This is a genomic window from Streptomyces sp. CNQ329 (assembly GCF_000482585.1).
Genome location: NZ_AXVU01000016.1, coordinates 75,153 through 98,920, shown reverse-complemented (window position 1 = coordinate 98,920; position 23,768 = coordinate 75,153). Strand labels below are relative to the sequence as shown.

The 23,768-nt window shown below is 74.1% G+C and carries 24 protein-coding genes and 2 pseudogenes; 13 read left to right on the top strand and 13 right to left on the bottom strand.

Going from position 1 to position 23,768, the window contains the following annotated elements; all coding sequences use genetic code 11:
- Positions 1-154: 154 nt before the first annotated feature.
- Positions 155-503, bottom strand: a pseudogene (locus tag I003_RS34790) (Scr1 family TA system antitoxin-like transcriptional regulator); the annotation flags it as partial.
- A 411-nt stretch (positions 504-914) separates the two neighbouring features.
- Here I003_RS34790 and I003_RS36035 point away from each other — a divergent pair.
- The gene (locus I003_RS36035) at positions 915-1,361 is read left to right on the top strand and encodes a hypothetical protein (protein ID WP_158688970.1); all 447 of its coding nucleotides are present in this window, start codon (positions 915-917) and stop codon (positions 1,359-1,361) included.
- Positions 1,362-1,650: 289 nt separating this feature from the next.
- On the opposite strand, the gene I003_RS32120 is transcribed toward I003_RS36035, so the two are convergent.
- Both I003_RS32120 and I003_RS0113220 read right to left on the bottom strand, forming a co-directional pair.
- A complete protein-coding gene (locus I003_RS32120; protein WP_051368224.1) occupies positions 1,651-2,016 on the bottom strand; it encodes a hypothetical protein in 366 nt (121 codons plus the stop codon).
- A gap of 103 nt (positions 2,017-2,119) precedes the next feature.
- Positions 2,120-2,779, bottom strand: a complete 660-nt coding sequence (locus I003_RS0113220; RefSeq protein WP_037720794.1) for a glycoside hydrolase family 25 protein — start codon at positions 2,777-2,779, stop codon at positions 2,120-2,122.
- A 293-nt stretch (positions 2,780-3,072) separates the two neighbouring features.
- Between I003_RS0113220 and I003_RS0113215 the strand changes: the two genes are divergently transcribed.
- The 3 genes from I003_RS0113215 (at position 3,073) to I003_RS0113205 (ending at position 4,454) form a co-directional block, all read left to right on the top strand.
- A complete protein-coding gene (locus I003_RS0113215; protein ID WP_486584206.1) occupies positions 3,073-3,396 on the top strand; it encodes a hypothetical protein in 324 nt (107 codons plus the stop codon).
- Complete coding sequence (locus I003_RS0113210) at positions 3,393-3,599, top strand: hypothetical protein (protein ID WP_027771970.1); 207 nt, start codon at positions 3,393-3,395, stop codon at positions 3,597-3,599. Before I003_RS0113215 ends, I003_RS0113210 begins: the two co-directional genes overlap by 4 nt.
- An 87-nt stretch (positions 3,600-3,686) precedes the next feature.
- Positions 3,687-4,454 (top strand): MBL fold metallo-hydrolase, encoded by a 768-nt coding sequence (locus tag I003_RS0113205; RefSeq protein ID WP_027771969.1) that lies wholly within the window; start codon positions 3,687-3,689, stop codon positions 4,452-4,454.
- A gap of 188 nt (positions 4,455-4,642) precedes the next feature.
- Here the strand turns inward: I003_RS0113205 and I003_RS0113200 are convergent, their stop codons facing one another.
- Positions 4,643-6,049, bottom strand: a complete 1,407-nt coding sequence (locus I003_RS0113200; RefSeq protein WP_027771968.1) for a pyridoxal-dependent decarboxylase — start codon at positions 6,047-6,049, stop codon at positions 4,643-4,645.
- A 434-nt stretch (positions 6,050-6,483) separates the two neighbouring features.
- On the opposite strand from I003_RS0113200, the gene I003_RS0113195 reads away from it, so the two are divergent.
- Positions 6,484-7,434: an SGNH/GDSL hydrolase family protein gene (locus tag I003_RS0113195; RefSeq protein ID WP_027771967.1), complete on the top strand. Its 951-nt coding sequence runs from the start codon at positions 6,484-6,486 to the stop codon at positions 7,432-7,434.
- A gap of 67 nt (positions 7,435-7,501) precedes the next feature.
- On the opposite strand, the gene I003_RS0113190 is transcribed toward I003_RS0113195, so the two are convergent.
- Positions 7,502-8,101 (bottom strand): VTT domain-containing protein, encoded by a 600-nt coding sequence (locus I003_RS0113190; RefSeq protein WP_037720773.1) that lies wholly within the window; start codon positions 8,099-8,101, stop codon positions 7,502-7,504.
- Positions 8,102-8,460: 359 nt separating this feature from the next.
- Complete coding sequence (locus I003_RS0113185) at positions 8,461-10,545, bottom strand: MDR family MFS transporter (protein WP_027771965.1); 2,085 nt, start codon at positions 10,543-10,545, stop codon at positions 8,461-8,463.
- Positions 10,546-10,897: 352 nt separating this feature from the next.
- On the opposite strand from I003_RS0113185, the gene I003_RS0113180 reads away from it, so the two are divergent.
- Positions 10,898-11,980, top strand: coding sequence for a peptidoglycan-binding domain-containing protein (locus I003_RS0113180; RefSeq protein ID WP_486584205.1), 1,083 nt, complete (start codon positions 10,898-10,900; stop codon positions 11,978-11,980).
- Positions 11,981-12,127: 147 nt separating this feature from the next.
- Here I003_RS0113180 and I003_RS36030 read toward each other — a convergent pair whose 3' ends face one another.
- A complete protein-coding gene (locus tag I003_RS36030) occupies positions 12,128-12,667 on the bottom strand; it encodes a hypothetical protein (protein WP_158688969.1) in 540 nt (179 codons plus the stop codon).
- Between the two features lie 234 nt (positions 12,668-12,901).
- On the opposite strand from I003_RS36030, the gene I003_RS0113165 reads away from it, so the two are divergent.
- Complete coding sequence (locus tag I003_RS0113165) at positions 12,902-13,348, top strand: nitroreductase family deazaflavin-dependent oxidoreductase (RefSeq protein ID WP_027771961.1); 447 nt, start codon at positions 12,902-12,904, stop codon at positions 13,346-13,348.
- Positions 13,349-13,554: 206 nt separating this feature from the next.
- Positions 13,555-14,217 carry an HAD-IA family hydrolase gene (locus I003_RS0113160; RefSeq protein ID WP_027771960.1) on the top strand — a complete coding sequence of 221 codons (663 nt, stop codon included), beginning with the start codon at positions 13,555-13,557 and terminating at the stop codon, positions 14,215-14,217.
- Positions 14,218-14,262: 45 nt separating this feature from the next.
- Here I003_RS0113160 and I003_RS0113155 read toward each other — a convergent pair whose 3' ends face one another.
- Positions 14,263-14,844 carry a TMEM165/GDT1 family protein gene (locus I003_RS0113155; RefSeq protein WP_027771959.1) on the bottom strand — a complete coding sequence of 194 codons (582 nt, stop codon included), beginning with the start codon at positions 14,842-14,844 and terminating at the stop codon, positions 14,263-14,265.
- A gap of 193 nt (positions 14,845-15,037) precedes the next feature.
- Positions 15,038-15,927, bottom strand: a pseudogene (locus tag I003_RS32115) (ABC transporter permease).
- Positions 15,928-16,075: 148 nt separating this feature from the next.
- On the opposite strand from I003_RS32115, the gene I003_RS0113140 reads away from it, so the two are divergent.
- The 3 genes from I003_RS0113140 to I003_RS0113130 all read left to right on the top strand — a co-directional run bounded on the left by I003_RS0113140 (position 16,076) and on the right by I003_RS0113130 (position 18,372).
- On the top strand, positions 16,076-16,738 hold the full coding sequence (locus I003_RS0113140; protein WP_037720771.1) for an HNH endonuclease family protein: 663 nt from the start codon (positions 16,076-16,078) through the stop codon (positions 16,736-16,738).
- Positions 16,739-16,957: 219 nt separating this feature from the next.
- Complete coding sequence (locus I003_RS0113135) at positions 16,958-17,689, top strand: hypothetical protein (protein WP_037720769.1); 732 nt, start codon at positions 16,958-16,960, stop codon at positions 17,687-17,689.
- Positions 17,686-18,372 carry a hypothetical protein gene (locus I003_RS0113130; protein WP_486584204.1) on the top strand — a complete coding sequence of 229 codons (687 nt, stop codon included), beginning with the start codon at positions 17,686-17,688 and terminating at the stop codon, positions 18,370-18,372. Before I003_RS0113135 ends, I003_RS0113130 begins: the two co-directional genes overlap by 4 nt.
- Positions 18,373-19,013: 641 nt before the next feature.
- Here I003_RS0113130 and I003_RS0113125 read toward each other — a convergent pair.
- Together I003_RS0113125 and I003_RS32110 are read right to left on the bottom strand one after the other, a co-directional pair.
- On the bottom strand, positions 19,014-19,364 hold the full coding sequence (locus tag I003_RS0113125) for an antibiotic biosynthesis monooxygenase family protein (RefSeq protein ID WP_027771955.1): 351 nt from the start codon (positions 19,362-19,364) through the stop codon (positions 19,014-19,016).
- A 42-nt stretch (positions 19,365-19,406) separates the two neighbouring features.
- Complete coding sequence (locus tag I003_RS32110; RefSeq protein WP_486584203.1) at positions 19,407-19,544, bottom strand: antibiotic biosynthesis monooxygenase family protein; 138 nt, start codon at positions 19,542-19,544, stop codon at positions 19,407-19,409.
- 325 nt (positions 19,545-19,869) lie between these two features.
- Here I003_RS32110 and I003_RS0113115 point away from each other — a divergent pair, with 325 nt between their 5' ends.
- Positions 19,870-20,775, top strand: a complete 906-nt coding sequence (locus tag I003_RS0113115) for an NADP-dependent oxidoreductase (RefSeq protein ID WP_027771954.1) — start codon at positions 19,870-19,872, stop codon at positions 20,773-20,775.
- 71 nt (positions 20,776-20,846) lie between these two features.
- On the opposite strand, the gene I003_RS0113110 is transcribed toward I003_RS0113115, so the two are convergent.
- Complete coding sequence (locus I003_RS0113110; RefSeq protein ID WP_027771953.1) at positions 20,847-21,257, bottom strand: DUF2000 domain-containing protein; 411 nt, start codon at positions 21,255-21,257, stop codon at positions 20,847-20,849.
- Between the two features lie 76 nt (positions 21,258-21,333).
- Here I003_RS0113110 and I003_RS0113105 point away from each other — a divergent pair, with 76 nt between their 5' ends.
- Positions 21,334-22,179 carry an AraC family ligand binding domain-containing protein gene (locus I003_RS0113105; protein ID WP_027771952.1) on the top strand — a complete coding sequence of 282 codons (846 nt, stop codon included), beginning with the start codon at positions 21,334-21,336 and terminating at the stop codon, positions 22,177-22,179.
- A gap of 41 nt (positions 22,180-22,220) precedes the next feature.
- On the opposite strand, the gene I003_RS0113100 is transcribed toward I003_RS0113105, so the two are convergent.
- Positions 22,221-23,750, bottom strand: coding sequence for a UDP-N-acetylglucosamine 1-carboxyvinyltransferase (locus I003_RS0113100; protein ID WP_027771951.1), 1,530 nt, complete (start codon positions 23,748-23,750; stop codon positions 22,221-22,223).
- Positions 23,751-23,768: the final 18 nt, after the last annotated feature.

The window sequence follows — 23,768 nt, the reverse complement described above, 5'->3', positions numbered from 1 at the left end:
ACCTCGTTCGGAGCCGCCGGCGCGCTGTTCCGCCGGAGCGTGACCACGGCCTCGCCGCCGCCGCGGTCACGGCCTCGCTGCCCGCTGGCGCCGCGATCGTCACCAGCCCGGGGCCTCCTCCACAGAGCCGGGCCCTGCGGGCAGCCCAGGGCTCTCAATCCAGGGCTTCGATCGCCTTGAGGATCACGGCGCGCGCCTCGCCCCCGTACACCGCGAGCTGACGCAACTGCTCGAACCCTTCGAGGTACTGGGCCACCTCGGAGGGCTGTGTGACCGTCACCCGGGCCGTCAGCAGCTCCACGGCCACCAATCTCGTCGTAGACGTGGAACGCTTCCAGCGGGCGGATGGGTCGCTCCGGCAGCCCTGCCGGAATGATGCCGAGCGACACGGCCGGCAGGGCACCCACCGTCAGCAGGTGACCGACCCTGGCGGCCATCGCCTCGGAGTCGCTCATCCGGTAGTGCAGTGCCGCCTCCTCGATGAGCAGCACGATGCGCCGGCCTCCAGTCGCACCGGTCGGCCAGCTCGACGATCGTCAGCCCTGCGTCCTGCCGCAGCTCCCGCAGGCGCCTGCCGACGGATTCGCGGGCGGCCTGCGCCGAGGACGACGGGGATGCGGGCATGGGCTGACCGTTCCGGTGCCCTCGGCTAGCGGATTTCGTAGTCGTCGTGCGGGATGGCTGCCCCCACACGGCACGGCGCGCGGGGCGCCCTGATCGTCCCCGCATGGCGTCGTGTCCGCGTGGTGTCGCCGACCCCGTCTCGGCCCGCCCGCTTCGGCCGAAACTTGCTCGCCCCTCCACGGAGGGGGAGGTGCTGACGGCACGCACGGGTACATAGACATTTCACCCACGCCAACGGCGTGAGGCCTCTCTAAGGGGGGTAAAGGGATATGCGCGCTGCAGTCTTAGCCGTGGCCGTTTCTCTGACAGTAGCGGGATGCGGGGAAGACGGAGGACTGGGGGAGATCGCCTCCAAGAGATTACCGCCCACGCTGGTTGGTTCGGATGCCTCCTCGGTCCTGATGATCCAAACGGAAAGCAGGGTCGGCGGCACCTTCATCGGCACGTATGACGTCACGGAAGCAGACGAGGACTACTTCGGATTCGGCGAGCCGGTCGACTTCCACCAGGGCGGCGTGAGCGGCACCGTCGGCGACGGCGGCCGGGTGATCATCCGCTTCGAAGGCCAGATCGGGGCCGAGTCAGCCAGGGGTACGCTGAAAGGATCTACGCTGACGGTTCACTTCCGCGAGGACGACGGCGAGTTCAGCGACTTCGTTCTGAAGCCCGGCAGCGAGGAGAAATTCAGCCAGATATCGGAAGAACTCCGGTTGATGGTCGAGGAAAACTCCGTGTGAGCGCACGCGGAGGCCAAAGGGTCGGAGGCCAGGGGGCCCAGTCGTCGGCCGCCTGGCCGGTGCCGGTGCCGGTGTCGGTGCGTGAGTGGCCGCTGTCGTACGCAACGGCCGATTCCGCGGAAAGTCCGTCGTGTTCGTGTCCTGCGCAGATCTGATGCGTGCGCCGTCGACGTAGCTGCTCGGTTCCGAGGCCGGGAAGGCCACGAGTGCGGCGGCTTCCTCGGGCAGGCCCATGCGGCCCGTGGCCACGGTCGTGGCGTCGCTGCGTCACCGCGGTGACGTGCGGGCCTCACTGCGGGGGCCTGAGCCGGTGCGCCCGGGGGGCGGGGCGGGCGGCGCGGCGGCGCCGTGTGAGGTGGGCGAGGAAGAGTGCCGGCGGTGCGGCGCACAGTGCCGTCTGTACGGTCACGGTGACCCAGAAGGCGTGAGTCGTCCCGAACCAGATGATCAACGGTGGCGTCGACAGCAGCGCTGTCGCGGTGAACGCCAGCCCCACCCTCCAGCCCAGAAGCTTTCGTCGGCTGGGGCCGGGATGGGACTTGTGTCTCCAGGCGAGGCTGAGCAGGAGGTAGAAGGACGACATCACGCCGAGGTGGGTCCACAGCACCAGCGCCGCCGCCAAGGCGACGTCGAGGAGCATATGCGGCACGTCCATACGGGAAGTGTCCGCCCGGCGGCCCGGTCAGGCATGAGTACCGGTACTCATCCCGCGGTGCCGACATCCACGTTGCGGCGGCGCCGTGCCGTGTGCCCTGCGGTCAGGTGGATATCGGTTCTTCCGTCCCGTCGCCGGTCCCGGACTCGGGCGGGCCTTCCGCCGCCGCCTCCTCCTCCGCCGCCGTGAGTTTCGCGTCGAAGCGTTCCCGCGCCCACGAGCGCAGGGCTGAACGGGAGCTGAACTTGCCCACATTCGTGTCGATCGGGGACGACGTGTACTGGTGGAAGCGCCACGACGCCTGGATGTCGGGCTTGCCCGGGTTGCCGTTGTACTGGGCGATCCACAGGCCGTCGCCGGCGTAGCTGGTGGTGTCGCGGTTGAGCCAGAAGTCGCGGTTGCAGTAGAGGAGCACCTTGTGGCGCGGGCGCAGCCGCTTCACCTCCTTGATGAAGGCGTCCTTCTCCTTGTTGCTCGCCGCGGTGCCCTCGCTCGTGCGCTCCCAGTCGCAGGCGAGCATGTCGCCCGGCTTCTCTTTGGCCTTGTCGACGAAGTACTGGGCCTGCGCCTTGATGTTGCCGGGCCAGAGGAAGTGGTAGAACCCCAGCACAAGGCCCGCCTCGCGGCCGTGCGTGGCCTGGGCGCCCTGCTTGGGGTTGACGTAGCTGCGGCCTTCCGACGCCTTGACGAAGACGAAGTTCATGCCTCGCGTGGAGTAGTTGCCTGACTGGTGTGAACTGACGTCGATGCCCTTGATGGTCATCATTCGTCCCTTTCGAGTGGGGGTCGGGGACGGGACGGTGGCCGAATCCCTCGCGCTGTCCGTTACCGTGCGTCGCTGTCTGATGTGCTCCTCCCCTCATCCCCGTTGCGGGCGGGGTGCAAGCCCCGCGGCGGGATCGAGTGCTTCCCGCGCGCGCCCCCGGGTGCGGGCGCGCAGGGGAACTCGATGCGGAGCAGGGCGTTCAGGTTGTGGTTCAGGGGGCCTGTGTGCGGGCATCTCCCGTGGGAGAAGGCCGCTTTACCCGAGGTGGCCGCAGATCGGGGGATCTGACCATGAATCTCTACATCTCTGTGTTACGCACCGTGGTTCCGCTCTTCGTCGGCTGGGTCGTGACCGCCGCCGGTGCCTTCGGTGTCGACGCCGACTCCACGACCGTGACCGCCGGGGTCGGCGCGCTGGTCACCGCCGTCTACTACGCGCTGTTCCGGGCGCTGGAGGAGTGGGCGACGAAGCAGGAGTGGAAGCCGCTGCGGCTCGTCGCGGGTGTGCTGCTGGGCTGGGCGCGTCCGCCGGAGTACCCGGCGCGGCCGGCCGCGGAGCCGGCGGTGGTGAGCGCCGTGCCGCCGCCCGACGCCGCCGAGGGACGGCCCGCGTGAGCACGGCCGACTGGGTCTGGGGCGGGCTGCTCGCCCTCGGCGCGGTGGTGGAGGTCATCGCGCTGCGGACCCCGCGGAAGGGCGACACGCTCTCGGAGCGGACCCGGGCGTGGTTCCGGGTCCGTACGCCCGCGGGCAAGGCGCTCTTCGCCGCGGTCTGGGTCGGCTTCGCGAGCTGGTTCCTGGTGCATATCGCCTGGTGACGGGCGCCGCGCGGCGCCTTCGTGCCGGTCGCGGCTACCGTGGCGTGCGGGGCTGTCCCGCCTCTGTGCGCGTACGGGAGGAACGGCATGAAGCTCACCGTGCTCGGCGGTCGCGGCGCCTGGCCGACCGCCGACGCCGCCTGCAGCGGCTACCTCGTCGAGCACGACGGGCACCGGCTGCTGCTCGACCCCGGGTACGCGGTGATGCCGCAGCTCCTGCGCCGTCTGCGGCCCGGTGACGTCGACGCCGTCGTGGTCACCCACGGACACCCCGACCACTGCGCCGACCTCAACCCGCTTCTACGCGCCCGCGCACTGGCCGACGCGCCGGCGCCCGCACTGCCGGTGTACGCCCCGGCCGGCGCGCTCGACGCCGTACTCGCGCTGGACCGGCCCGGGATGCTGCGCGGCTCGTACGACCTGCGCGCGTTCGACCCGGCGACGGAGCCGGAGTTCACCTCGGGCCCCTTCCGCATCGCGACCCGGTCGCTGCCGCACCACGTCCCCAACGCGGGGCTGCGGCTCACCGCCGCCGGCCGCGTCCTCGCGTACACCGGCGACACCGGACCGAGCCCGGCGCTCGCGGAACTCGCGGACTCGGCGGACCTGTTCCTCGCGGAGGCGACGTACCCGGAGGAGGTGCCGGAGGAGGACGCGCCGTACCTGTCGAGCGCGCGCCAGGCGGGCGAGCACGCGGCCCGCGCGGGGGCGAAGCGGCTGCTGCTCACGCACCTGTGGCCGGGCGGTGACGAAAAGGCGGCGGTCGCCGCCGCCCGGCGGGGGTTCGGCGGGGAGGTGGGGGTGGCGCGGCCGGGAACGGTGCGGGAACTGGCCGACGGGCCGGGCGGGGGGTGAGAGGGCCGCGTTGTCGCGTTGTCGCGTGGTGGCCCTGGGGCCTGGGGCCTGGGGGTCTGCGGCTCGGTGGCTCGGTTGCCCGGTTGCCCGGTGGCCCGGTGGCCCGGTGGCCCGGTGGCCCGGTGGCCCGGTGGCCCGGTGGCCCGGTGGCCCGGTGGCCCGGTGGCCCGGTGGCCCCTGAGTCTCCCCTACACCTCCCGCGCCGCCGCCACCAGCGCATCCACTGACCGGTCCGCATCCCCCGGTCCCGTACGCCAGTTGCTGAACGCCGCCCGCAGGCCGGGTGTCCCCCCGTACACCGTCGGGGTGACCACCACCTCCCCGCCCGCCGCGGCCTTCTCCGCCACCGCCGCCACCCGCTCGGCCGTCGGCGCCCCGCCGAGGGTGAAGCACACGACGTTCAGCCGCACCGGCGCCAGCAGCCGCAACTCACCGCCCGAACCGTTCTCCACCCGCTCGCCGAACCGCCGGGCCAGCGCCGCGTTGCGCTCCACCACCTCCCGGTGGCCCTCCCGTCCGTACGCCGCCAGCGTCAGCCACGCGGGCAGCGCGCGCAGCCGGCGGGAGTTCTCCGGCGTCAGGTGGACGAAGTCGGGATCGTCGCCGCCCGGCGGCGCCATGTACGCGGCGGCGTTGCGGAAGACGCGGACCTGGAGGTCCCGGCGGCGGGTGAACTGGACCGCCGCGTCGTACGGGACGTTCAGCCACTTGTGCAGGTCCACGCAGACCGAATCAGCCGCGTCCAGCCCCGCCACCAGGTGCGCGTGCCGGGGTGACAGCGCGGCGAACGCGCCGAACGCGGCGTCCGCGTGCAGCCAGAACGGGTAGCGGTCGCGCAACGCGGCGATGGCGCGCAGGTCGTCGAAGTCGACGGTGTTGACCGTGCCGCAGTTGGCCACGACGATCGCCGGCCGGCCGCCCAGCGCGTCCAGCGCGGCGGCGAGTTCGTCCACGTCCACGGCCTCCCGCCCGGGGAGCAGCGGCACCGTGCGCAGTGCGCCGCGGCCCAGTCCGAGGAGCGACAGCGCCTTGGGGACGCTGGAGTGCGCCGCGCCCGAGAGGACCGCCACCTCGCCCAGCGCACCCGCGCCTGCGTCCGCGACCGAGACGCCGAGCCGCTCGCCCAGCCACTCCCGGGCCACGGCCAGACCCGTGGCGTTCGACATGGTCGCCCCGGACACGAACGCGCCCGTGTGCGCCGCGCTCAGCCCGAACAGCTCGCGCAGCCAGCCCACCGTCTCGCGCTCCAGGTCCGTGGCCGCGGAGTCGCCGGCGACGACCACGTTCTGGTCGTACGCACCCACCAGCCAGTCACCCGCCACCGCCGCCGGCGTCGCCCCGCCGGTGACGAACCCGAGGTAGCGCGGCCCCGCGCTGCCGGACAGTCCCGGCTCCCAGCGCTCGCCGAAGCGTGCGAGGGCCGCGGCACCCCCGGCACCGCGCTCGGGCAGCGGCTCGTACGGGCCGGGTGCGTGCGGCGCGGGGGCGGCGACGGGCCGGTCGGCGAGGCCGCGGAGGGCGGCGACCGCGCGGGCGCGGGCGGCGTCGAGGACCTGCTCGAAAGTGTCGAGGTCGGCGGCGAGGGCGGGGTGCACGGTGGCCTCCTGGGCATACGGCGAAAGGGCGGCGGGCGGACGGCGGCGGCCGGTCCTCCGCAGCGCCGACGGTCACGGCACGCGCGCACCGTGCTGCGACCAGCGGCGACACCGACCCGCCGTCCGCCGTCCGGCGGCCACGTCTCGTACGCTACGGGCCCGCACCCTCTCCGGTCCGTGGCCACTTCCGCCTCACTGGCCCCGGCGCACACCGGCGCACACCGGCGCCGCCGGGCGCGGATCCACACGGGCACCGATACGGCCGCCTGCGAGCGCGGCCTCGACGCGCCGCGGCGCGAGGTGGGGGGCGGACGTGCGTCACGCGGTGTGCCACCACCGGCAGCCGACCGTGGGAAGGGGCCGAAGGGCCTCGACCCGAAGGCGGTCGACTCCCTACCCTGCTGGCCAGTTGTCACCGGGTACCGGAGGACCTGATGGACAGGAAGCGCTGGGCGGCCCCCGCGCTCGCCGTGGTGCTGGTGGTCGTGGCCGTCGGCTGGGGTGCCGCGTCGCGCTCCGACGGCGGGGACACGGTGGACGCCGCCGTACGGAGCCAGGCGCCCGACCGCTCCGATGTCACCCGGCCCGGCTCCGGCGCGTCCGATCCCGGCCCGTCGGCCTCCGGCGGCGGCGCGCCCCCGCCCACCCCGCAGGACGTGCTCTACCTCGGCGACTCCCTCGCCATGGAGGCGCAGGACATCCTCGGCGGCCGGCTTGAGGACTCCGCCGCCGTCGGCTCGTACAGCAGCGAACCCGTGGCCGGCGTGACCGTCTGCGACTACCTCCGGGGCCGCCCCGGCCGCTCCCTCGTCCCCCCGGAGGACAAGGCCGCCGCCCTGGTCGAGGAGCGTGAACCGGGCGTCATCGTGCTGCAGTTCTGGGGCAACACCTGGGGCTACACCCCCTGCATGGAGGGCGTCGGGTGGGGCACGTCCGCGTACTACGAGCGCTACGCCGCCGACCTGCGTGCCCTCACCGGGCAGATCGCCGACGCCGCGCGCGCCGCGGACGTGCCGCGGCCCCGGATCGTGTGGGTGCAGCAGCCGCCCGACGCGCTGCACCCGGATCGGATCGACCAGGTCAACGACCTCTACGAACGGCAGGCCGCCGCCTCCGGGGACCTGGTGGCCGACGGCGGGCGCGACCTGCGTGACGGCGACGGGAAGTGGACGCAGTACCTCCCGTGCAACGACCGCGAGCGGCGCACCGCCGGCTACTGCACCGGCCCCGGCGACACCGCCCGACTGCACCGCGACGACGACCCGTTGCACTTCTGCCTGGCGCCGACCCCGGAGGGCGGGCGGCCGTGCCCGGCCAAGTCCCCGGGGCTGGAGCGCTACACGCGGGCGGTCGCGGAAGAGGTCGACGCCTCTCTGCGGGGCTGAGGGCTGACGGGGGCCGGCCCGCCCGGCGCCTCTGCATGCGCGGCCGGCGCCCCGGAGTGCGCGCCGGTCAGTCGGATGCCGGCTGCGGGCGCGGCCGGCGGACCAGATACGCCGCGCCGAGCCCGGCGACGAACAGCGCCAGCACCGACACGCCCGTCGCCAGCCACCCCGCGCCCAGCCAGCGGCTGCCGAAGTACCCGAGCGTCACGCCGTACGCGGCCCACAGCAGCCCGGCGAGCGCGGACCACGGCAGGAACTCCCGTACCTGGCGGTGCATGGCCGCCGCGCCCAGCATCACCACGCTGCGTCCGGCGGGCGCGAACCGGGCCAGGACGACGATCCCGCCGCCGCGCCGCCCGCTGAGGTGGTGGCCGAGGCGCTCCTGCGCGCGGGTGAGGTAGCGGGAGTTGGCGAACTTCTCGCGGCCTCTGCTGGCCAGCCGGAAGGCGAGCATGTCGCCGAGGACGGAGGCGGTGGCGGCGCAGAGCATGAGCGCCAGCAGTTCGGCGAGGTGGTCGGCGGCGGGCAGGGTGGCGCCGTTGCGTACGGCGTCGGCCGCGGTGGTGGTGCCGGCCGCGGCGGTGGCCGCCATGATGACCAGCGCACCGCTGGGCAGCAGGGGCAGGAAGACGTCGAGGAGGACGGAGGTGGCGACGATGGCGTACATCCACGGGGTACCGCTCAGTGACCCCACAAACTCCACTGTTCCCCTGCTCCCCGTGTCCCGGCGGTCATCCGGTGGTCCTCTGCCGCGGACGAGAGCGCCGGGCGGATCACAGCGTACGCCTGGCGCGTCGCCGGAAATCGCACGGGGGGACCAGATGTAACCCGCGTCACTCCTGACTCCGGGCTCACCGGCGGTCACCCGTATGCCGCGCCGCACGGACGCGGCTGTGACCTGCGCAGCCGGGGGTACCGGGCGGTGTCGTACGGCAGTTCTACGGATGCCCGTACGGCAGCCGTGCGGCAGGCCATGCCGCAGCCCGGTGGGCAGCCCGTTACGGCACGGGCGCCGGGCGGCTCCGCTCAAGCGGGGGGCTTCGGCGGGGAGTCCGGGTCCGGCCGCCACTTCTCGATCGCCTCACCGGGCGGCGCCTCCTCGTCGGAGCCGCCCAGCTCCGCCGACAGCTCCGCCACCAACTCGCTCAGATCCGTCGGCCGGTCGGGTGTCCACCAGTCGCCCAGCATCTCCGCCAGCGCCGCCCGGCGCGCCGCCGCAAGTCGCTCCGCGGCCCGCCTGCCCTCGTCCGTGCAGACCAGCAGGAACCCGTCCCGGCGTGTCAGCCCGCGCTCCTCCAGTTCCTGCGCGGCTCCGAGGAGCACGTCCAGCGGCAGCCGGGTGCGTTCCGCCAGTTCCACCGTCTCCACCTCTTCCGTGGCCTCGTACCGCTGGACCCGCAGCAGCAGCCAGCTCGACGCGGGCAGCAGCTCCAGGCCGGCGCGCCGGGTGATGTCCTCGTACAACTCCCGGCGTCCCTCCCGGGTGCTGAGCGCGCTGAGCGCGCGGCACACCTCGTCGTGGGGCGAGCGCTCGACGGGGTTGGTGGCGACGGTCTCGCTGCCGTCCGGGACGGTGACGGTGCCGCGCAGCGGGTCCTCGCGCAGGAAGAGCGCGATGAGGAACGCGACGAAGGCGACGGGCGCGGCGTAGAGGAAGACGTCGGTGATGGACGTGGAGTACGCCTCCACCACTTCCCCGCGCAGGGAGGCGGGCAGCCGGGCGAGGGAACGCGGGTCGGACTCCAGGGTGTCCAGGGTCAGCCCGCCGGGCAGGGACACGCGGCCCAGCTCGGCCTCCAGTTTGTGGTGCAGCCGGCTGGTGAAGACGGTGCCGAAGACGGCGACGCCGAAGGACGCGCCGATGGAGCGGAAGAAGGTGGCGCCGGAGGTGGCGACGCCGAGGTCGCCGTAGGCGACGGCGTTCTGCACGGCGAGGACGAGGACCTGCATGACCAGGCCCAGCCCGAGGCCGAAGACGAAGAAGTAGCCGCTGAGTTCCCAGTCGCCGGTGTCCCGGTGCAGCCGGTGGAGCAGCAGGAGGCCGGCGGTGGTGACGGCGGTGCCGAGGACGGGGAAGATCTTCCAGCGGCCGGTGCGGCTGATGAGCTGACCCGAGCCGGTGGAGGCGAGGAGCATGCCGGCGACCATCGGGAGCATGTGGAGGCCGGAGGCGGTGGGGGACACGCCGCGTACGACCTGGAGGAAGGTCGGCAGGTACGTCATCGCGCCGAACATCGCGAAGCCGACGACGAACCCGATGGCCGAGCAGAGCGTGAACGTGCGGATGCGGAAGAGCGTGAGCGGGATGACCGGCTCGGCGGCGCGGCGCTCGGCCCGGACGAAGGCGGCGAGCAGGGCGATCGCCAGCAGTCCGGCCACGGCCACCTGCCAGGAGCCCCACGCCCAGGTCGTACCGCCGAGAGAGGTCACGCCGACGAGGCAGATGGCGAAGGCGGCGATGAAGGCGGTGCCGGGATAGTCGATGCGGTGTCTGGTGACGCGGCGCGGGATGTGCAGGACGACGGCGATGACGACGAGGGCCGCCAGCCCGATGGGCAGGTTGATGTAGAACACCCAGCGCCAGCTCAGGTGTTGGGTGAAGACGCCGCCGAGGAGCGGGCCGAGGACGCTGGTGGTGCCGAAGACGGCGCCGAACAGACCCTGGTAGCGGCCGCGATCGCGCGGCGGCACGATGTCGCCGACGATCGCCATGGCCAGCGACATGAGCCCGCCGCCGCCGATGCCCTGCAGGGCGCGGAAGGCGATGAGCTGACCCATGTCCCGGGCGATCCCGCAGAGGGCGGAGCCGATGAGGAAGATGACGATGGCGGTCTGGAAGAGCTTCTTCCGGCCGTACTGGTCGCCCAGCTTGCCCCAGAGCGGGGTGCCGGCGGTGGCGGCGAGGAGATAGGCGGTGACGACCCAGGAGAGGTGGTCCAGGCCGCCGAGGTCGCTGACGATGGTGGGCAGGGCGGTGGAGACGATGGTCTGGTCGAGTGCGGCGAGGAGCATCCCGGACAGCAGGGCCGCCATGGACAGCAGGACGGTGCGGCGGGGGAGGCCCTGCCCGGGGACTTCGGCGGCGGGCGGGGCGCCGGCGTCCTGGGACATGGGCGGCTCCCTCGGGCGGCTTGTCTGTGCGGCGGGTGGTGCTTTTGATGCTTGTGGTGTCCGTGATGCGCGGGCCGTTTGCCTCATAGTCGCCCGGATGCGGCGATACGGCCTGCCGGAGCGGTCCGCTCGGGCCGGATTGCGGCCGGGGCGCGGTGCGCAGGGTTCCGCGGGGTCTGCATAATCGCCTCCATCCCACAGGAGGGGGAGCACGGTGATACCTCGCGCATGCCGCACCTGCGGCGAGCCGCTCCAGGAGCCGGGCGGGCCGGGCTGCGCCTGCCGCGCGGGCGGTTCGAAGGGCGGTGCGGAAGCGGGCGCGGGGGGTGCGCGGAGGCGGGAGAGGCCGCTGGTGCGTCCGTACGTCATGAAGGCGCCGGGTCCGGCAGGGGGGCGGGACGGCGACGAGGGCGACGGGACGGGCGCGCCGCCTGCGCCCCGCGGGGGCGGCGCGACGCCGGAGGGCCCCGGCGGGGTGCCGCCGCGTGCCGGCGGACGGGGAGGGCCCGGCGCGACGGCAGACGGACAGGGGGAGGGGCCGGGTGCAGCCGGTACGCCCGTTTCCGGACCCGGGGGGACGCCGGGCCCCGGCGGCCCGTTTCCCGGGACACCGCCCGGCGACGCCACGGCCGTCCTTCCCTACGGCCCCGTCGGCGCCGCGCCCGAGGGGCCCGCGGACGCCGATCTCGGCCTCTTCGCCGACGACCCCGACGCGGCCCGCGGGGTGCGGGACGCGTACGACGCCGACGACCTCCGCGGCCCGTACGACCCGCGCCGCCGCCGCGCCCGCCTCGCCGCCCGCCGGCGGCGCCGGCTGACGCTCGCCCTGACGGTCGGCGGCGTCGTGGCCGCGCTCAGCGTCGGGCTCCTGGGCACCGGGCTGTTCTCGGGCGACGGGGACGACGACCGCGCCCTGCCGAAGCCGGACACCCTCACCGCCGTGCCCACCGCCGGCGGTACCAAGCCCGGCCCCGACGACTCCCGCAGCGGCGCACCGACCGACTCCGCCGAAAGCGAGGACACGGCCGAGCCCAGCGCGACCGCCTCCGACGGGAGCGGCACCGGCCCGGGCGACCCGGACGGGGCGCCCACCGGGCACACCGAAGCCGGCCAGGTCACCGCGGCCCCGCCCGACTCCGACCCGGACCCCGGCCCCTCCGGGCCCGGCGACCCCACCTCCGGCAACACCCCCGACGCCCCCGACCCGCCGCCCACCCTGCGCCAGGGCGACTCGGGCCCGGAGGTCGTCGAGATGCAGAAGCGGCTCATCGAGGCCGGCTTCGACTTCCTGGTCAACACCGAGGGAAATTTCGACTACTTCACGACCCGGGCCGTCAGGGACTTCCAGCGCGACCACGACGTCGAGGGCGACGACCGCGGGGTCTACGGCCCCGCGACGCGGCGTGCGCTGGAGGCGATCACCAAGGAACCCTGAGCACGGACGGGGGCCGGGCCGGGGCGGAAACGGCGGGCTTCACCGGCGGCCACGCGCCGCCACGCCGCGGTCGCGGCCGGCATGCCGTACGTGCGGACGCCCGCCCCGAGCAGACCCGCCGCCGGACGCGAGTCGCCGTACCGCCCCCTACTCCGCCGGGAAGAGCCGCAGCTTGGCGGTGTCGTCCGTGAGGGTGACGACCTCGATGGACAGCTCGTTGATGGTGGAGGCGCCGCCCTGGTCGGGGCGCTGGCCGAGCAGGCTGGAGGTGAACCCGGTCGCGTCGACGGACGTCAGGTCCACGCCTTCGGCGCCGACGCCGGTCACCTGGAAAGGTCCCGCCCGGTGGGCGGGCGCCGCCGGGATCTCGGTGCCCTCCGTCACGACGATCGTGCAGCTTCCGTCCGTACACCCGTCCAACTCGGCCTGCGTCGACGGCTTCAACGGCTTCACGGGGGTCGGCGACGGCGGGGGCGAGGACTTCGTGGGGGTCGGCGTCGGCGCATCGGGGGACGGTTCGGACGAGCGCGGGGAGGCCGCCGACGTCGCCCCCTTGTCGTCGTCCGCGTCGGAGCCGCAGCTTGTCAGCGCGGCGAGGGCGAGGAGAGCGCAGACGGCCCCGGCCGCGGCGCGTGCCGTGGACGGCCTGGCCCCGGGACGGCGGGCCGTCGAGTCCGATGTGGTCATACCGGGGTTCTACAGGCGCCCGCCCGGGTGGGGTCCCGGCGCACCTCCCGTCGCCCCCTCCGGAGGGATACCTCTCCGCCGGCCGAGTGGTCGGCAGAGCCCCGAAGGGTGGGCCTGGCGCGGTCGTGAGTAAGAAGGCCGCGGCGCGGATGTCGAGATCGGCGTGCCGGCCGCGTCCCAGGGGGTGTGGTCGTACGGACCGCACCCCGACCCCGTACCGGAAGGACAGCCGCCATGGCCACCGCCGCAGACCTCGACCGCGCCACCGACTCGCAGTGGGGCTGGGTCGCCGAGCACACCCGCACGTATATCGCCTCCGGCGGTACCGAGGGGCACGAGCGCGACGGCACGTACGCGCTCGTGCTCGCCACCACCGGACGGCGGACCGGGACGCCCCGCCGCACCGCCCTGATCTACGGCACGGCGGGCGACGACTACGTGGTCGTCGCCTCCAAGGGGGGCGCCGACGAGGATCCGGCGTGGTTCCTGAACCTCACGGCGGAGCCCGAGGTCGGGGTGCAGAGGGGCACCCGGCGGTTCACCGCACGCGCCCGGGTCGCGTCCGCGGCCGAACGGGCGCCCCTCTGGGCGCAGATGGTGGGCATCTTCCCGCTCTACGAGGAGTACGCGCAGAAGGCCGGCCGCGAGATCCCGGTGGTCCTGCTCACCCCGCTGGACTGACCGGGCCGCACCGATCCGGCGGCCCGGCGATGGGGGGCGGGAGGTCCGTCCGGGTCGTGCGGGTGTGGTCCGTACACGTCACGCGGTGTGCGGTCCGCGCCGCAGGTCTTCGCCCGCCGGTTAAGGGAGCGGTGTCTGGCGTGGGGGTGACGTATTTTGTATCGTGAGGGAACAAACACTGTTCTCCACCACCCTGGGGGTTACGCATGGGCAGGCCCACGGACATAGGCGCCTTCAAGGCGCTGCTCCTCGACATGGACGGCACGCTCCTCAACTCCGACGCCGTCGTCGAGCGCGTCTGGCGCCGCTGGGCCACCGAGAACGGCAAGGACCCCGAGGAGATCCTGCCCCACGTCCACGGGCGGCAGGCGCACGCCACCCTCGCGCACCTCTTCCCCGAGCGGCCCGTCGAGCAGAACCTCGCGGACAACGCGCGCATGCTCGCCTGGGAGACCGCCGACACCGGGGGCATCGTGCCCGTGCCCGGCGCGCCGGAGTTCATGGCGGCCCTGGCCGGGCTGCCGCACGCGCTCGTCACCTCCGCCGACCGCGCGCTGTCGCGGGCCCGGATGGCCGCCGCCGGGCTGCCGGTACCGGCGATCTCCATCACCGCCGAGTGCGTGAGCGCCAGCAAGCCGGACCCGGAGGGGTTCCTCAAGGGCGCCGCCGACCTGGGATTCGCGCCCGCCGACTGCATCGTCTTCGAGGACGCGGCGGCGGGTATCGCGGCGGCGCGGGCGGCCGGGATGCGGGTCGTGGGCGTCGGGCCGCGGGCGGCGGCGGAGGGACCGGACGTGCACGTGGAGTCGCTGGCGGGGATACGGATCCGGCCACTGGGCGGCGGCGCGCTGCAGTTGGCGCCGGCGTAGCCGGGGCGGTTCCGGGGAGCCGTGGGGGCGGCCCGGCGGTGGGGTTCAGCCGCTGATCGCCTCGTAGATGCTGAAGCCCGCCAGCACCAGCATCACCCCCGCCGCCACCTTCGTGATCAGCTTCAGCGGCACGTACCGCATCAGCGTCCGCCCGCCCAGGATCCCGATCGCGGCCACCGCCCACAGCGCCAGGACCGCGCCGATGCCGACCGACAGCCAGTCGTCGTAGCGCGCGGCCAGGTTCGCGGTCATGATCTGCGTCAGGTCGCCGAACTCGGCGACCAGGATCAGCATGAAGCCGGCCCCCGCGACCTTCAGGAAGCTCTGGTCGGAGGGGGCCTTGACCTCCTCCTCTTCGTCGTCCTTCTTCAGCAGCAGGATCAGCGCGCCCGCGAGGAACAGCGCGCCGACGATCGCCTGCACCGGCCGCTGCGGGAGTTGCGCGAGGAGGCTGCCGGCGGCGATGGCGAGGCTGACGTGGACGACGAAGGCGGCGGCGACGCCGGCGAAGACGTAGGACGCGCGGTAGCGGGTGCCGAGCATGAGGCCCGCGAGCGCGGTCTTGTCGGGGAGTTCGGCGAGGAAGACGACGCCGAAGACGATCACGACGGTGCTGAGGCTGAGCAAGGTTCCTACTCTCGGTCGGGCGCCGTACCGAGAGCGTATGCGGTGGGCAGACCTCGGCACGGCAGCGTCACTGGACACTGCGGCCGAAGGTCTCGCCGGCGCGGGGTCCGCGGCCCGTCCGGGCCGCGCGGATTCCGCGCTCCGGGCGCCGGCCCAGCGGGCTGGGCAGTATGTCGACGACACCGGCTGAGGGCTACTCCCCTTCAGACGCCCCCGAGTGTAGGCGACGCATCCGGCCGCGGGCGACCGGCTCCCGCACCACCGCGACCGCCACGGTCTGCACCGCCAGGAGCGCGATCAGCACGAAGAGCTGCACCGCACCGGCCTCGACCGGCGAGGTGCCGCCCAGCAGCATCCCGACGTAGGCGCCGGGAAGTGTGACCAGGCCCACGGTGCGGGTCTGGTCGAGGCCGGGATCAGGGCATCGGAGGCGGCCGGGCGGGCTGTCTCCAGCCGGGCCTCGCGGTCCGGGAAGCCGAGCGCGGGGGCCGCCTCCACCTCGCCGTGCCGGGCGGTCAGTTCGTCGAGGGCGCGGCGTCCGGCGAGTACGGTGCCGGTCAGCGCGCCGCCGATGAGGATGCCGCTGACCGGGATGAGGGCGATGCCGTCGACCGGGACCAGGCCGGTGAGCAGCAGTGCGGCGATGACCGGGGTCACGGCCGCGGCGATGGGGACGGCGGCCCAGCGCCAGGGGCGGTTGTGCGTGATGCGGCGGCCCGCGGTCCGGGTGGCGACGGCGGACATCAGCGCCACGGAGGTGAGGAGCAGGGGCACGGCGCGGACGACGCAGCCGATGACGGGGGAGACGGCGGCGAGTTGGACGGCGGCGCGCAGCCCGGCGGTGACGAGGGCGTGCGCGTGTGGTGAGCCCCCGAGGGTTCCGCGGCTCTTCCCGCCCCCTCGGCCCCTGCCGCCGGTGCCGCTTCTTCCGCTCGGCCGGTGTGCCTGTCCCTCGGCGGGCCGGGCCGCAGCGGCGACCGTGACGGTGGTCGCCCACACGGCGGTGAACACGGCCGCGAGGGTGACGTTGACGGGCAACACCGGCCGGGCGTAGCCCGGTCCGGGGGCGGGGGCGCCGGGGATGTGGCGCGAGTAAACCCGCTCCGTGGTCTTGCGGATGACATGGTCATGTCCTCAAGGTGGAGTGCCTGGCGACTGCAGAAACGACACTGCGCAGCGCCGGTGATCACGTGCACATGCACGACACCCCCCATAGATCCCGGGAGTTCGTATGTCCGGTATTTCTCGGCCGCCGCTGTCGCGGCTCAGGGTCTACGCGCGTCACCTCGCCGCGCCCCTCGCGGTGGCGGCCCTGCTGCTGACCGCGGCACCCAGCGCCCAGGCCGACCCGCCCGCCCCGCCCGGCCCCGGCACCGCCCTCGGCTACCTCGGCGAGATCACCACCGCGCCCGAGGGCTCCTCCGACGGCTACGACCGCGACCTCTTCCCGCACTGGAGCACCCAGTCCGGGGCCTGCAACACCCGCGAGGTCGTCCTCGCACGGGACGGCGACAACGTCGAGCAGGACTCCAGTTGCGCCGCGGTCAGCGGTTCGTGGTACTCCCCGTACGACGGCGAGACCTGGACCGCCGCCTCCGACGTCGACATCGACCACATGGTGCCGCTCGCCGAAGCCTGGCGCTCCGGCGCCAGCGCGTGGAGCACCGCCGAGCGCGAGCGGTTCGCCAACGACCTCGACATCGCGCAACTGCTCGCGGTGACCGACAACGTCAACCAGTCCAAGGGCGACAAGGACCCGGCGGAGTGGATGCCGCCGTCGACCGGCTACCACTGCACCTACGCGAGCATGTGGGTGTGGGTCAAGCACACGTACGGCCTGACCGCCGACGACGCCGAGAAGTCGGCGCTGCAGTCCGTCCTCTCCGGCTGCTGACGGCCTGACGAACGGCCCGGCGGCCCGGCCTGACGGCCTGACGGCCGGCGGTCCCCCGGCGGGCCGGCGGCACGCGGGCGCGGCGCGGAACCCCCGCGCCGCGCACCGCTGTTCGGACGTCGCCCTCCGGGCTCCGGGGCCCGCCCGCCGTCGCGTGCGCGGCCGGCCCGGTGCCGTACGGCCGTGTTTGCGAGGGGCGAAACGGGCTAACCGCCCTGTATGACTGTGTGGCTGATCATCATCGTGGTCGTGGCCGCCGCCGCAGCAGCGGCCCTGGTACTCATCCGCAGCGGCGGAGGCTTCCGTGGCCTCGGCCTGCCCGGCGGGCCGGGAGGGCTGCGGCGGCGCTTCGGGCCGGAGTACGACCGGACGGTCGAGCGCCACGACGGCGACCGCAAGGCCGCCGAGAAGGAACTGAAGGAGCGCGTCCGCAAGTACGGCAAACTGCGCACGGCGCACCTCGACCCCGCGGCCCGCGAGCGCTACGACGCCGAGTGGAGCCTGGTCCAGGAGCACTTCGTCGACTCGCCCGCCCGCGCCACCGCCGAGGCCGACCTGCTCATGGCCCGGCTCGCCGGGGACTGCGGCTACCCCGCCGAGGAGTACGACGAGCGGGTGGCCGCCCTCTCCGTCCACCACCCGCGGCGCGTCGGTGACTACCGGCGGCTGCACCGGCTGGCCCGGAGCGGATCCGGACGGGCGGGCGCGGAGCCGCCCACCGAGGAGGCCCGCACGGCGCTGCTGCGCACCCGGGAGCTGTACACCGAGCTGGCCGGGAGGTCCGGCGGCTCCGCCGTGCTCCCGAAGGCACCCCCGGCGCACGGGTCCACCGAGACCGCGAAAGCGGCGCCCGCCACTCGCGAGGGCGGCGGCGGGCCGCGGCTGGCCGACCGCGTCCACGTGCCGTGGGCGGCGCGCCGCCGCGACGGCCGGGGCGGGAGTGCGTCGTGACGGGCGCGAGGGAACGCGACAGGACCGTGGGCCGGGCCGCCGGCGACCCCGGGTTCCGGGAGGCGGAGGACACCGAGGCGGCGGCGCGGCCAAGCGCCGGAGCGGAAAGCAGCGCCGGGACGCACGCGCCGGACGAGCGCGGCGCGGCGGCGGAGGCCGGCGGACGGACGGCGCGCACCGGGAGCACCGCCGCCCTCGCACCGGCCCCGGCGAAGGAAGAGCCGCCGCACGACGGCCCCGCGGCGACCGGCCCCGCGGCGACCGCCGGCACGGTGGCCGCCGACCCGGTGGCGGTCGCGGACCCCGTGGCCCCCGCCCCCGGAACCCCTGCGGCACCGGCGTCCCCCGAGTCCGGCTCGCTGCCCCCGACCGCGGACGACGACGGCCGCGGGACGGACCGGCCGCTCATGGAGCCGTCCGAACGGGACGAGTTGGGGGACCGGCTGCACCGGGCCACGGGCCGCTTCCTCGACGACCCGCCGGGCGCCGTCGACGACGCCTGCCTCGTTCTCGGAGACCTCGGCGAGCGGATCGCCGCGCTCCTCGCGGAGCGCCGGGACGCCTACCGCGACCTGAGCCGCCACGCCCGTACCACCGAGGGTGCCGCGAACGCGGAGACCGAGCGCCTGCGCCTCGCGCTCCGCGACTCCCGCGATCTCGCGGAGCGGCTGCTGAAGCTGTGAAAGCTCTGCCGCGGGCCCCTGCGCCCTACCGGGCCACCCCGACACCTGGGGCGCCCGCGGCAGTCATCTCCCCGGGTCCCGGTCCGACGGACCGGGACCCGGGCGACCCCGGATCGACCGACCGGGCGAGCCGCCCCTGCCGGGGCCGGGGGCAGGAACGGCCGGGGCCCGCCCCGTCGTCCGTCCTCGGCGAGGGGCCGCGGGCCTTCCGGCGCCGGCGGGGAAGCGCCCCGCGCCACCGGCGATCCGCCGGCGGCGTCCGTCAGTTCGCCGGCCCTCGCGCCTCCGCGCCCTTCGGGCCGCCGGCCTGCTGGATCACCTCGAACGTCCAGACCTCCGAGGACGAGGAAGAGCCGGCGGAGCAAGACGGGAGCGTACGTTGGCGCGGCCCGCTGACCGGACGCGATATCAAGAGGACCGAGGAGCGGGAACGCGACGCCCGCGAGTTCGTCAGCAGCCGCGGTGGGACCCTGTACACGTCCACTACGAGCCCGACCTGTCCGAGCGCATCGGCAGAATCACTCGATATGTCAACCCCTCGCGGGGTACTGCTGGTGGTAGCGGTCGCTCGTCGCACTGCGCGCCGGTCCCCGGATGAGCGTGGCGCCTGCATGAGTCGGGCTGATCCTGACCGGATCGGGTCAGTCAGGGGGCTCGGTGGGCACGGGCGGCGTTGCGGGCGCTGCGTGCTGGATCACCTCGAAGGACCACACCTCGGAACCCGTGGCCGCAGGCCGTCGCTGCTCGCCACCCTCGCCGCCGCCCTGATGGGCTGACTTCATCGAACCCTCCATCCAGGCGCGGAAGTCCTCCTCGCTGCGCCAGCGGGTGTACACGAGGTAGTTGTCAGTCCCTTCCACAGGGCGCAGCAGTTCGAACCACTCGAAGCCGTCGGCGCTCTCGACAAGGCCCGCGCGGGCCGCGAACCGCTTCTCCAGGGTTTCCCGCTGCTCAGCAGGGACGTTCAGCACGTTGATCTTGACTACGCTCATGGCACCATCCTGCCGCATCGGCCGGTGGGGCATAGGGGGACATCAACGCACCTGTTGCGGGCGCAGCAGCTCGAACCACTCGAAGCCGTCCGCGCTTTCCACCAGCCCGGCGCGGGCGGCGAAGCGCTTCTCCAGCTCCTCCCGCTGCTCGGCGGGGACGGTCAGGGCGTTGATCTTCACCGCGCTGGGCGCAGGTCACCTCTCAGCCGACAGGGGGCGTCCACCGCGGGAACGCCGTACGCGCCGTCTTCTCCGGCGCCGGCGTAAGCGCCGCACGGTCGCCCCATCCGGCTTGCCCGGCCCGCCGCCGTGGCGTGGCGCTCTCCCGGAGCGGCGTACCGGCAGCTCGCCGATCGGCCGGACGCGGGGACCGGGGCGCCACGCACCCCGGGATTGCACCTGACGCCGGCGTGAGGTTCTAGCGTGGTGGCTCCGGCACCCGCCGGACATTCTCCCGCAAAACCCACGCGCGGCCGGCTCCGGCCGCCCGGAAAGGCAGAACGTCATGCGCGCAGTCCGCTATCACGAGTACGGCGGTGTGGAGACCCTCGTCGTCGAGGAGGTGCCCGACCCGCATCCCGGGCCCGGCGAGATCCGCATCCGGGTGGCGGCGGCCGGCGTCAATCCCGTCGACTGGAAGGTGCGCTCCGGCGCGGTGCGCGAGGTGATCCCGGTGGACCTGCCCGCGATCCCCGGTCGTGACGCCGCCGGCGTGGTCGACGAGACCGGTCCGGGCGTGCGGGGGGTGAGCGTCGGCGACCGGGTCTTCGGGCTGGGCGGCGTCACCGGCGCGACGGCGGAGCTGGCCGTGCTCTCGGCCTGGGCCCCCGCCCCCGGCACCTGGACCGACGAGCAGGCCGCCGGCGCCGGCCTGGCGTCCGTGACCGCGCTGGCCGGGCTGAACGCCCTCGGCCCCCTGCGGGGACACACCCTGCTCGTCGAGGGCGCCGCCGGAGGCGTGGGCAGTGCCGCGGTCGAGATCGCGGCAGCCCGGGGTGCGACCGTCCTCGGGACGGCGAGCGAGCGCAACCACACGTTCCTCAGCTCCCTCGGAGCCGTTCCCACCGCCTACGGCCCCGGCCTTGCCGAGCGTGTCGCCACCCTGGCGCCGCAGGGAGTCGACGCCGCGCTCGACACCGCCGCTTCCGGGTCCCTGCCCGATCTCCTCGTGATCGTGGGTGACCCCGCCCGCGTGGCGACGGTCGCCGACCACACCAACGCGCAGCGCCTGGGCGTGCATACGGCCAATGCGCAGAACGACCCCGCGCTCCTCGCCGAGGCGGCCGAACTCGGCCGGCAGGGCCGCTACTCGCCGCGCATCGAGCGGACCTACTCGCTGGACGAGACCGCGGAAGCGCACGCGTACGCCGAGCGCGGCCACACGCAGGGCAAGATCGTGATCCGCATCTGAGCCCGCCGCCGCCCGGCGCCTCCCGGGCGAATCCGGCCGCCTCGCCGGAGGACCCGGGCGGGGCGCGTCGCTCAGGTGTGCAGGGACAGGCCCTTGACCGTGCGGTCGACGGCGTTCCTCGGCCCGTAGACCGCCAGCCCGGCCAGGGACAGGTCGCCGGCGGCGACGTCGCGGACGGCGGCGCGGTTGTCGTCGTCGTTGCCGGTGGCGAACAACTCGTCGGTGTAGACGGCGGTGGCCAGGCCGCGGGACAGGGCCCGGGTGTGGGTACGGGTCAGGCCCGCGGCGTCGGCGGCGAAGACGAGGACGGGCTCGCGGAACATCGGCAGATAGGAGTTGCCGGAGGCGTCCTCGTACGGCTTGCCCATGATGTCGTCGGCGGCATGGGCGACGCCGCTGCTCAGGAAGGCGGTGACGTTCAGCCGCTGCCAGGCGGCCAGGTCGTGCCGTACGACCACGGCGATCTTGGTCTCGAAGCGCATGCCGGAAGCCTGCCGCGGCGGGACGGCGGACGTCTTGAACGCTCGTGCGCCGGGAAGGCCACGCCGGTGCGGCACCATGGAGGACGTGAGCGACTGGGTCTCGTACTGGCGGGACGCGCAGCGGCCGGTCGAGGCCATGCGTGCCCACTTCGAGGAGCACGTCTTCCACCGCCACAGCCACGACGCGTACTCTTTCGGCCTCACCGAGACCGGCGCCCAGCGCTTCGTCTGCCGCGGCGGCTCGCACACGTCGGCCGCGGGCCTCGTCATGACGTTCAACCCCGACGACCCCCACGACGGCGAGGCGGCGACGGAGCTGGGGTTCACGTACCGGATGGTGCACATCGGCCCCGATGTCGTACGCGACGTCCTCGCGGACGTCGCCGCGGGCGCCGGCACCCGGGTCGCCCTCCCGCTCTTCGCCGACCCCGTGCACCGGGACCCGCCGCTGTGGCGCGCCCTGCTGCGGCTGCACACGGCGCTCACGGAGGGCGCGGGCCCGCTGGTACGCGACGAGCGGCTGACCGCGGCCGTGACGGCGATGGTCCGCCGCGCCTCGACGGCCCCGCCGCCCGAGCGCACGCTGCGCCCCGGCGGCTCGCGGGCGGGCGCCGCCCGCCGGGCGCGGGCGGTGCTTCAGGAGCGGTTCGCCGAGGAGATCCCCGCGGCGGAGCTGGCCGCGGCGGCGGGCTGCAGCCGCTACGCGCTGTACCGGGCCTTCCAGGCGGAGTACGGCATGTCGCCCAGCGACCTCCAGCGCCTCCTGCGCCTGCGCGAGGCCCGCCGCCGGCTGACGGCGGGGGAGAGCGGCGCCGAAGCCGCGGCGGCGGCGGGCTTCGCGGACCAGAGCCACCTGCACCGCTGGTTCGTCCGCACCTACGGCATCACCCCGGGCGAGTTCGCCCTCGCCGGACGGCGGTGAGCCGGCCGCCGAGATCCCGTGCCGCGACGAGCCCCGCCGCCTCAGATGTCGCGGAACGTCTTGATGCGGGCGCCCACCGAGTTGAGGCGGTCGGCGAGCGATTCGTAACCCCGGTTGATGACATAGACGTTGCGGAGCACCGACGTGCCCTCCGCCGCCATCATGCCCAGCAGTACCACCACCGCCGGGCGCAGCGCCGGCGGGCACATCATCTCCGTCTCGCGCCAGCGCGTGGGGCCCTCGATCAGGACGCGGTGCGGGTCGAGGAGTTTGACGCCCGCGCCCAGGCGGGTCAGCTCCGTGAGGTAGATGGCGCGGTTGTCGTAGACCCAGTCGTGGATGAGCGTCGAGCCCTGGGCGGAGGCGGCGATGGCCGCGAAGAACGGGACGTTGTCGATGTTGACGCCGGGGAACGGCATCGGGTGGATCTTGTCGGTCGGCGCCTGCAGCTTCGACGGGCCCACGGTCAGATCCACCAGTCGCGTACGGCCGTTGTCGGCGGCGTACTCCGGGGAGCGTTCGAGGTCGAGGCCCATCTCCTCCAGCACCGACAGCTCGATCTCCAGAAACTCCACCGGCGCCCGGCGCACCGTCAGCTCCGACGACGTGACGACCGCCGCCGCCAGCAGGCTCATCGCCTCCACCGGGTCCTCCGACGGGGAGTAGTCGACGTCCCGGTCGATCTCCGGCACGCCGTGCACGCGCAGCGTGGTGGTGCCCACACCGTCCACGCGCACGCCCAGATGCTCCAGGAAGAAGCACAGGTCCTGGACCATGTAGTTGGAGCTGGCGTTGCGGATCAGGGTCACGCCGTCGTGCCGGGCGGCGGCCAGCAGCGCGTTCTCGGTCACGGTGTCGCCGCGCTCGGTCAGCACGATGGCCCGGTCGGGCGCGACGTCCGGGACCACCTCGCAGTGGTAGACGCCCTCGGTCGCCGTCACGTCCAGCCCGAAGCGGCGCAGCACGGTCATGTGCGGCTGCACGGTCCTGGTACCGAGGTCGCAGCCGCCCGCATAGGGGAGTTTGAACCGCTCCGCGCGGTGCAGCAGCGGGCCGAGGAACATGATGACGCTGCGGGTGCGGCGCGCCGCCTCGTGGTCCATGGAGTCGAGGTCCAGCTCGGCCGGAGGTACGACCTCCAGGTCGCCCGCGTCGTTGAGCCAGCGGGTCTGCACCCCGATGCTGCCCAGCACCTCCAGGATGCGGAAGACCTCCTCGATCCGCGCCACCCGGCGCAGCACCGTGCGCCCGGAGTTCAGCAGGGTGGCGCACAGGAGGGCGACGCAGGCGTTCTTGCTGGTCTTCACGTCGATCGCGCCGTGGAGCCGGCGCCCTCCGCTGACCCGCAGGTGCATCGGGCCCGCGGTACCCAGGGCGACGATCTCGCTGTCCAGTGCCTCACCGATGCGCGCGATCATCTCCAGGCTGATGTTCTGGTGGCCGCGCTCGATGCGGTTGACGGCGCTCTGGCTGCTGCCCAGCGCGGCGGCGAGCTGACTCTGCGACCATCCCCGGTGCTGCCGGGCGTCACGGATGAGTCTTCCGATACGCACGAGGTAGTCGTCTGCCATGACTTGGACGTTATCTCA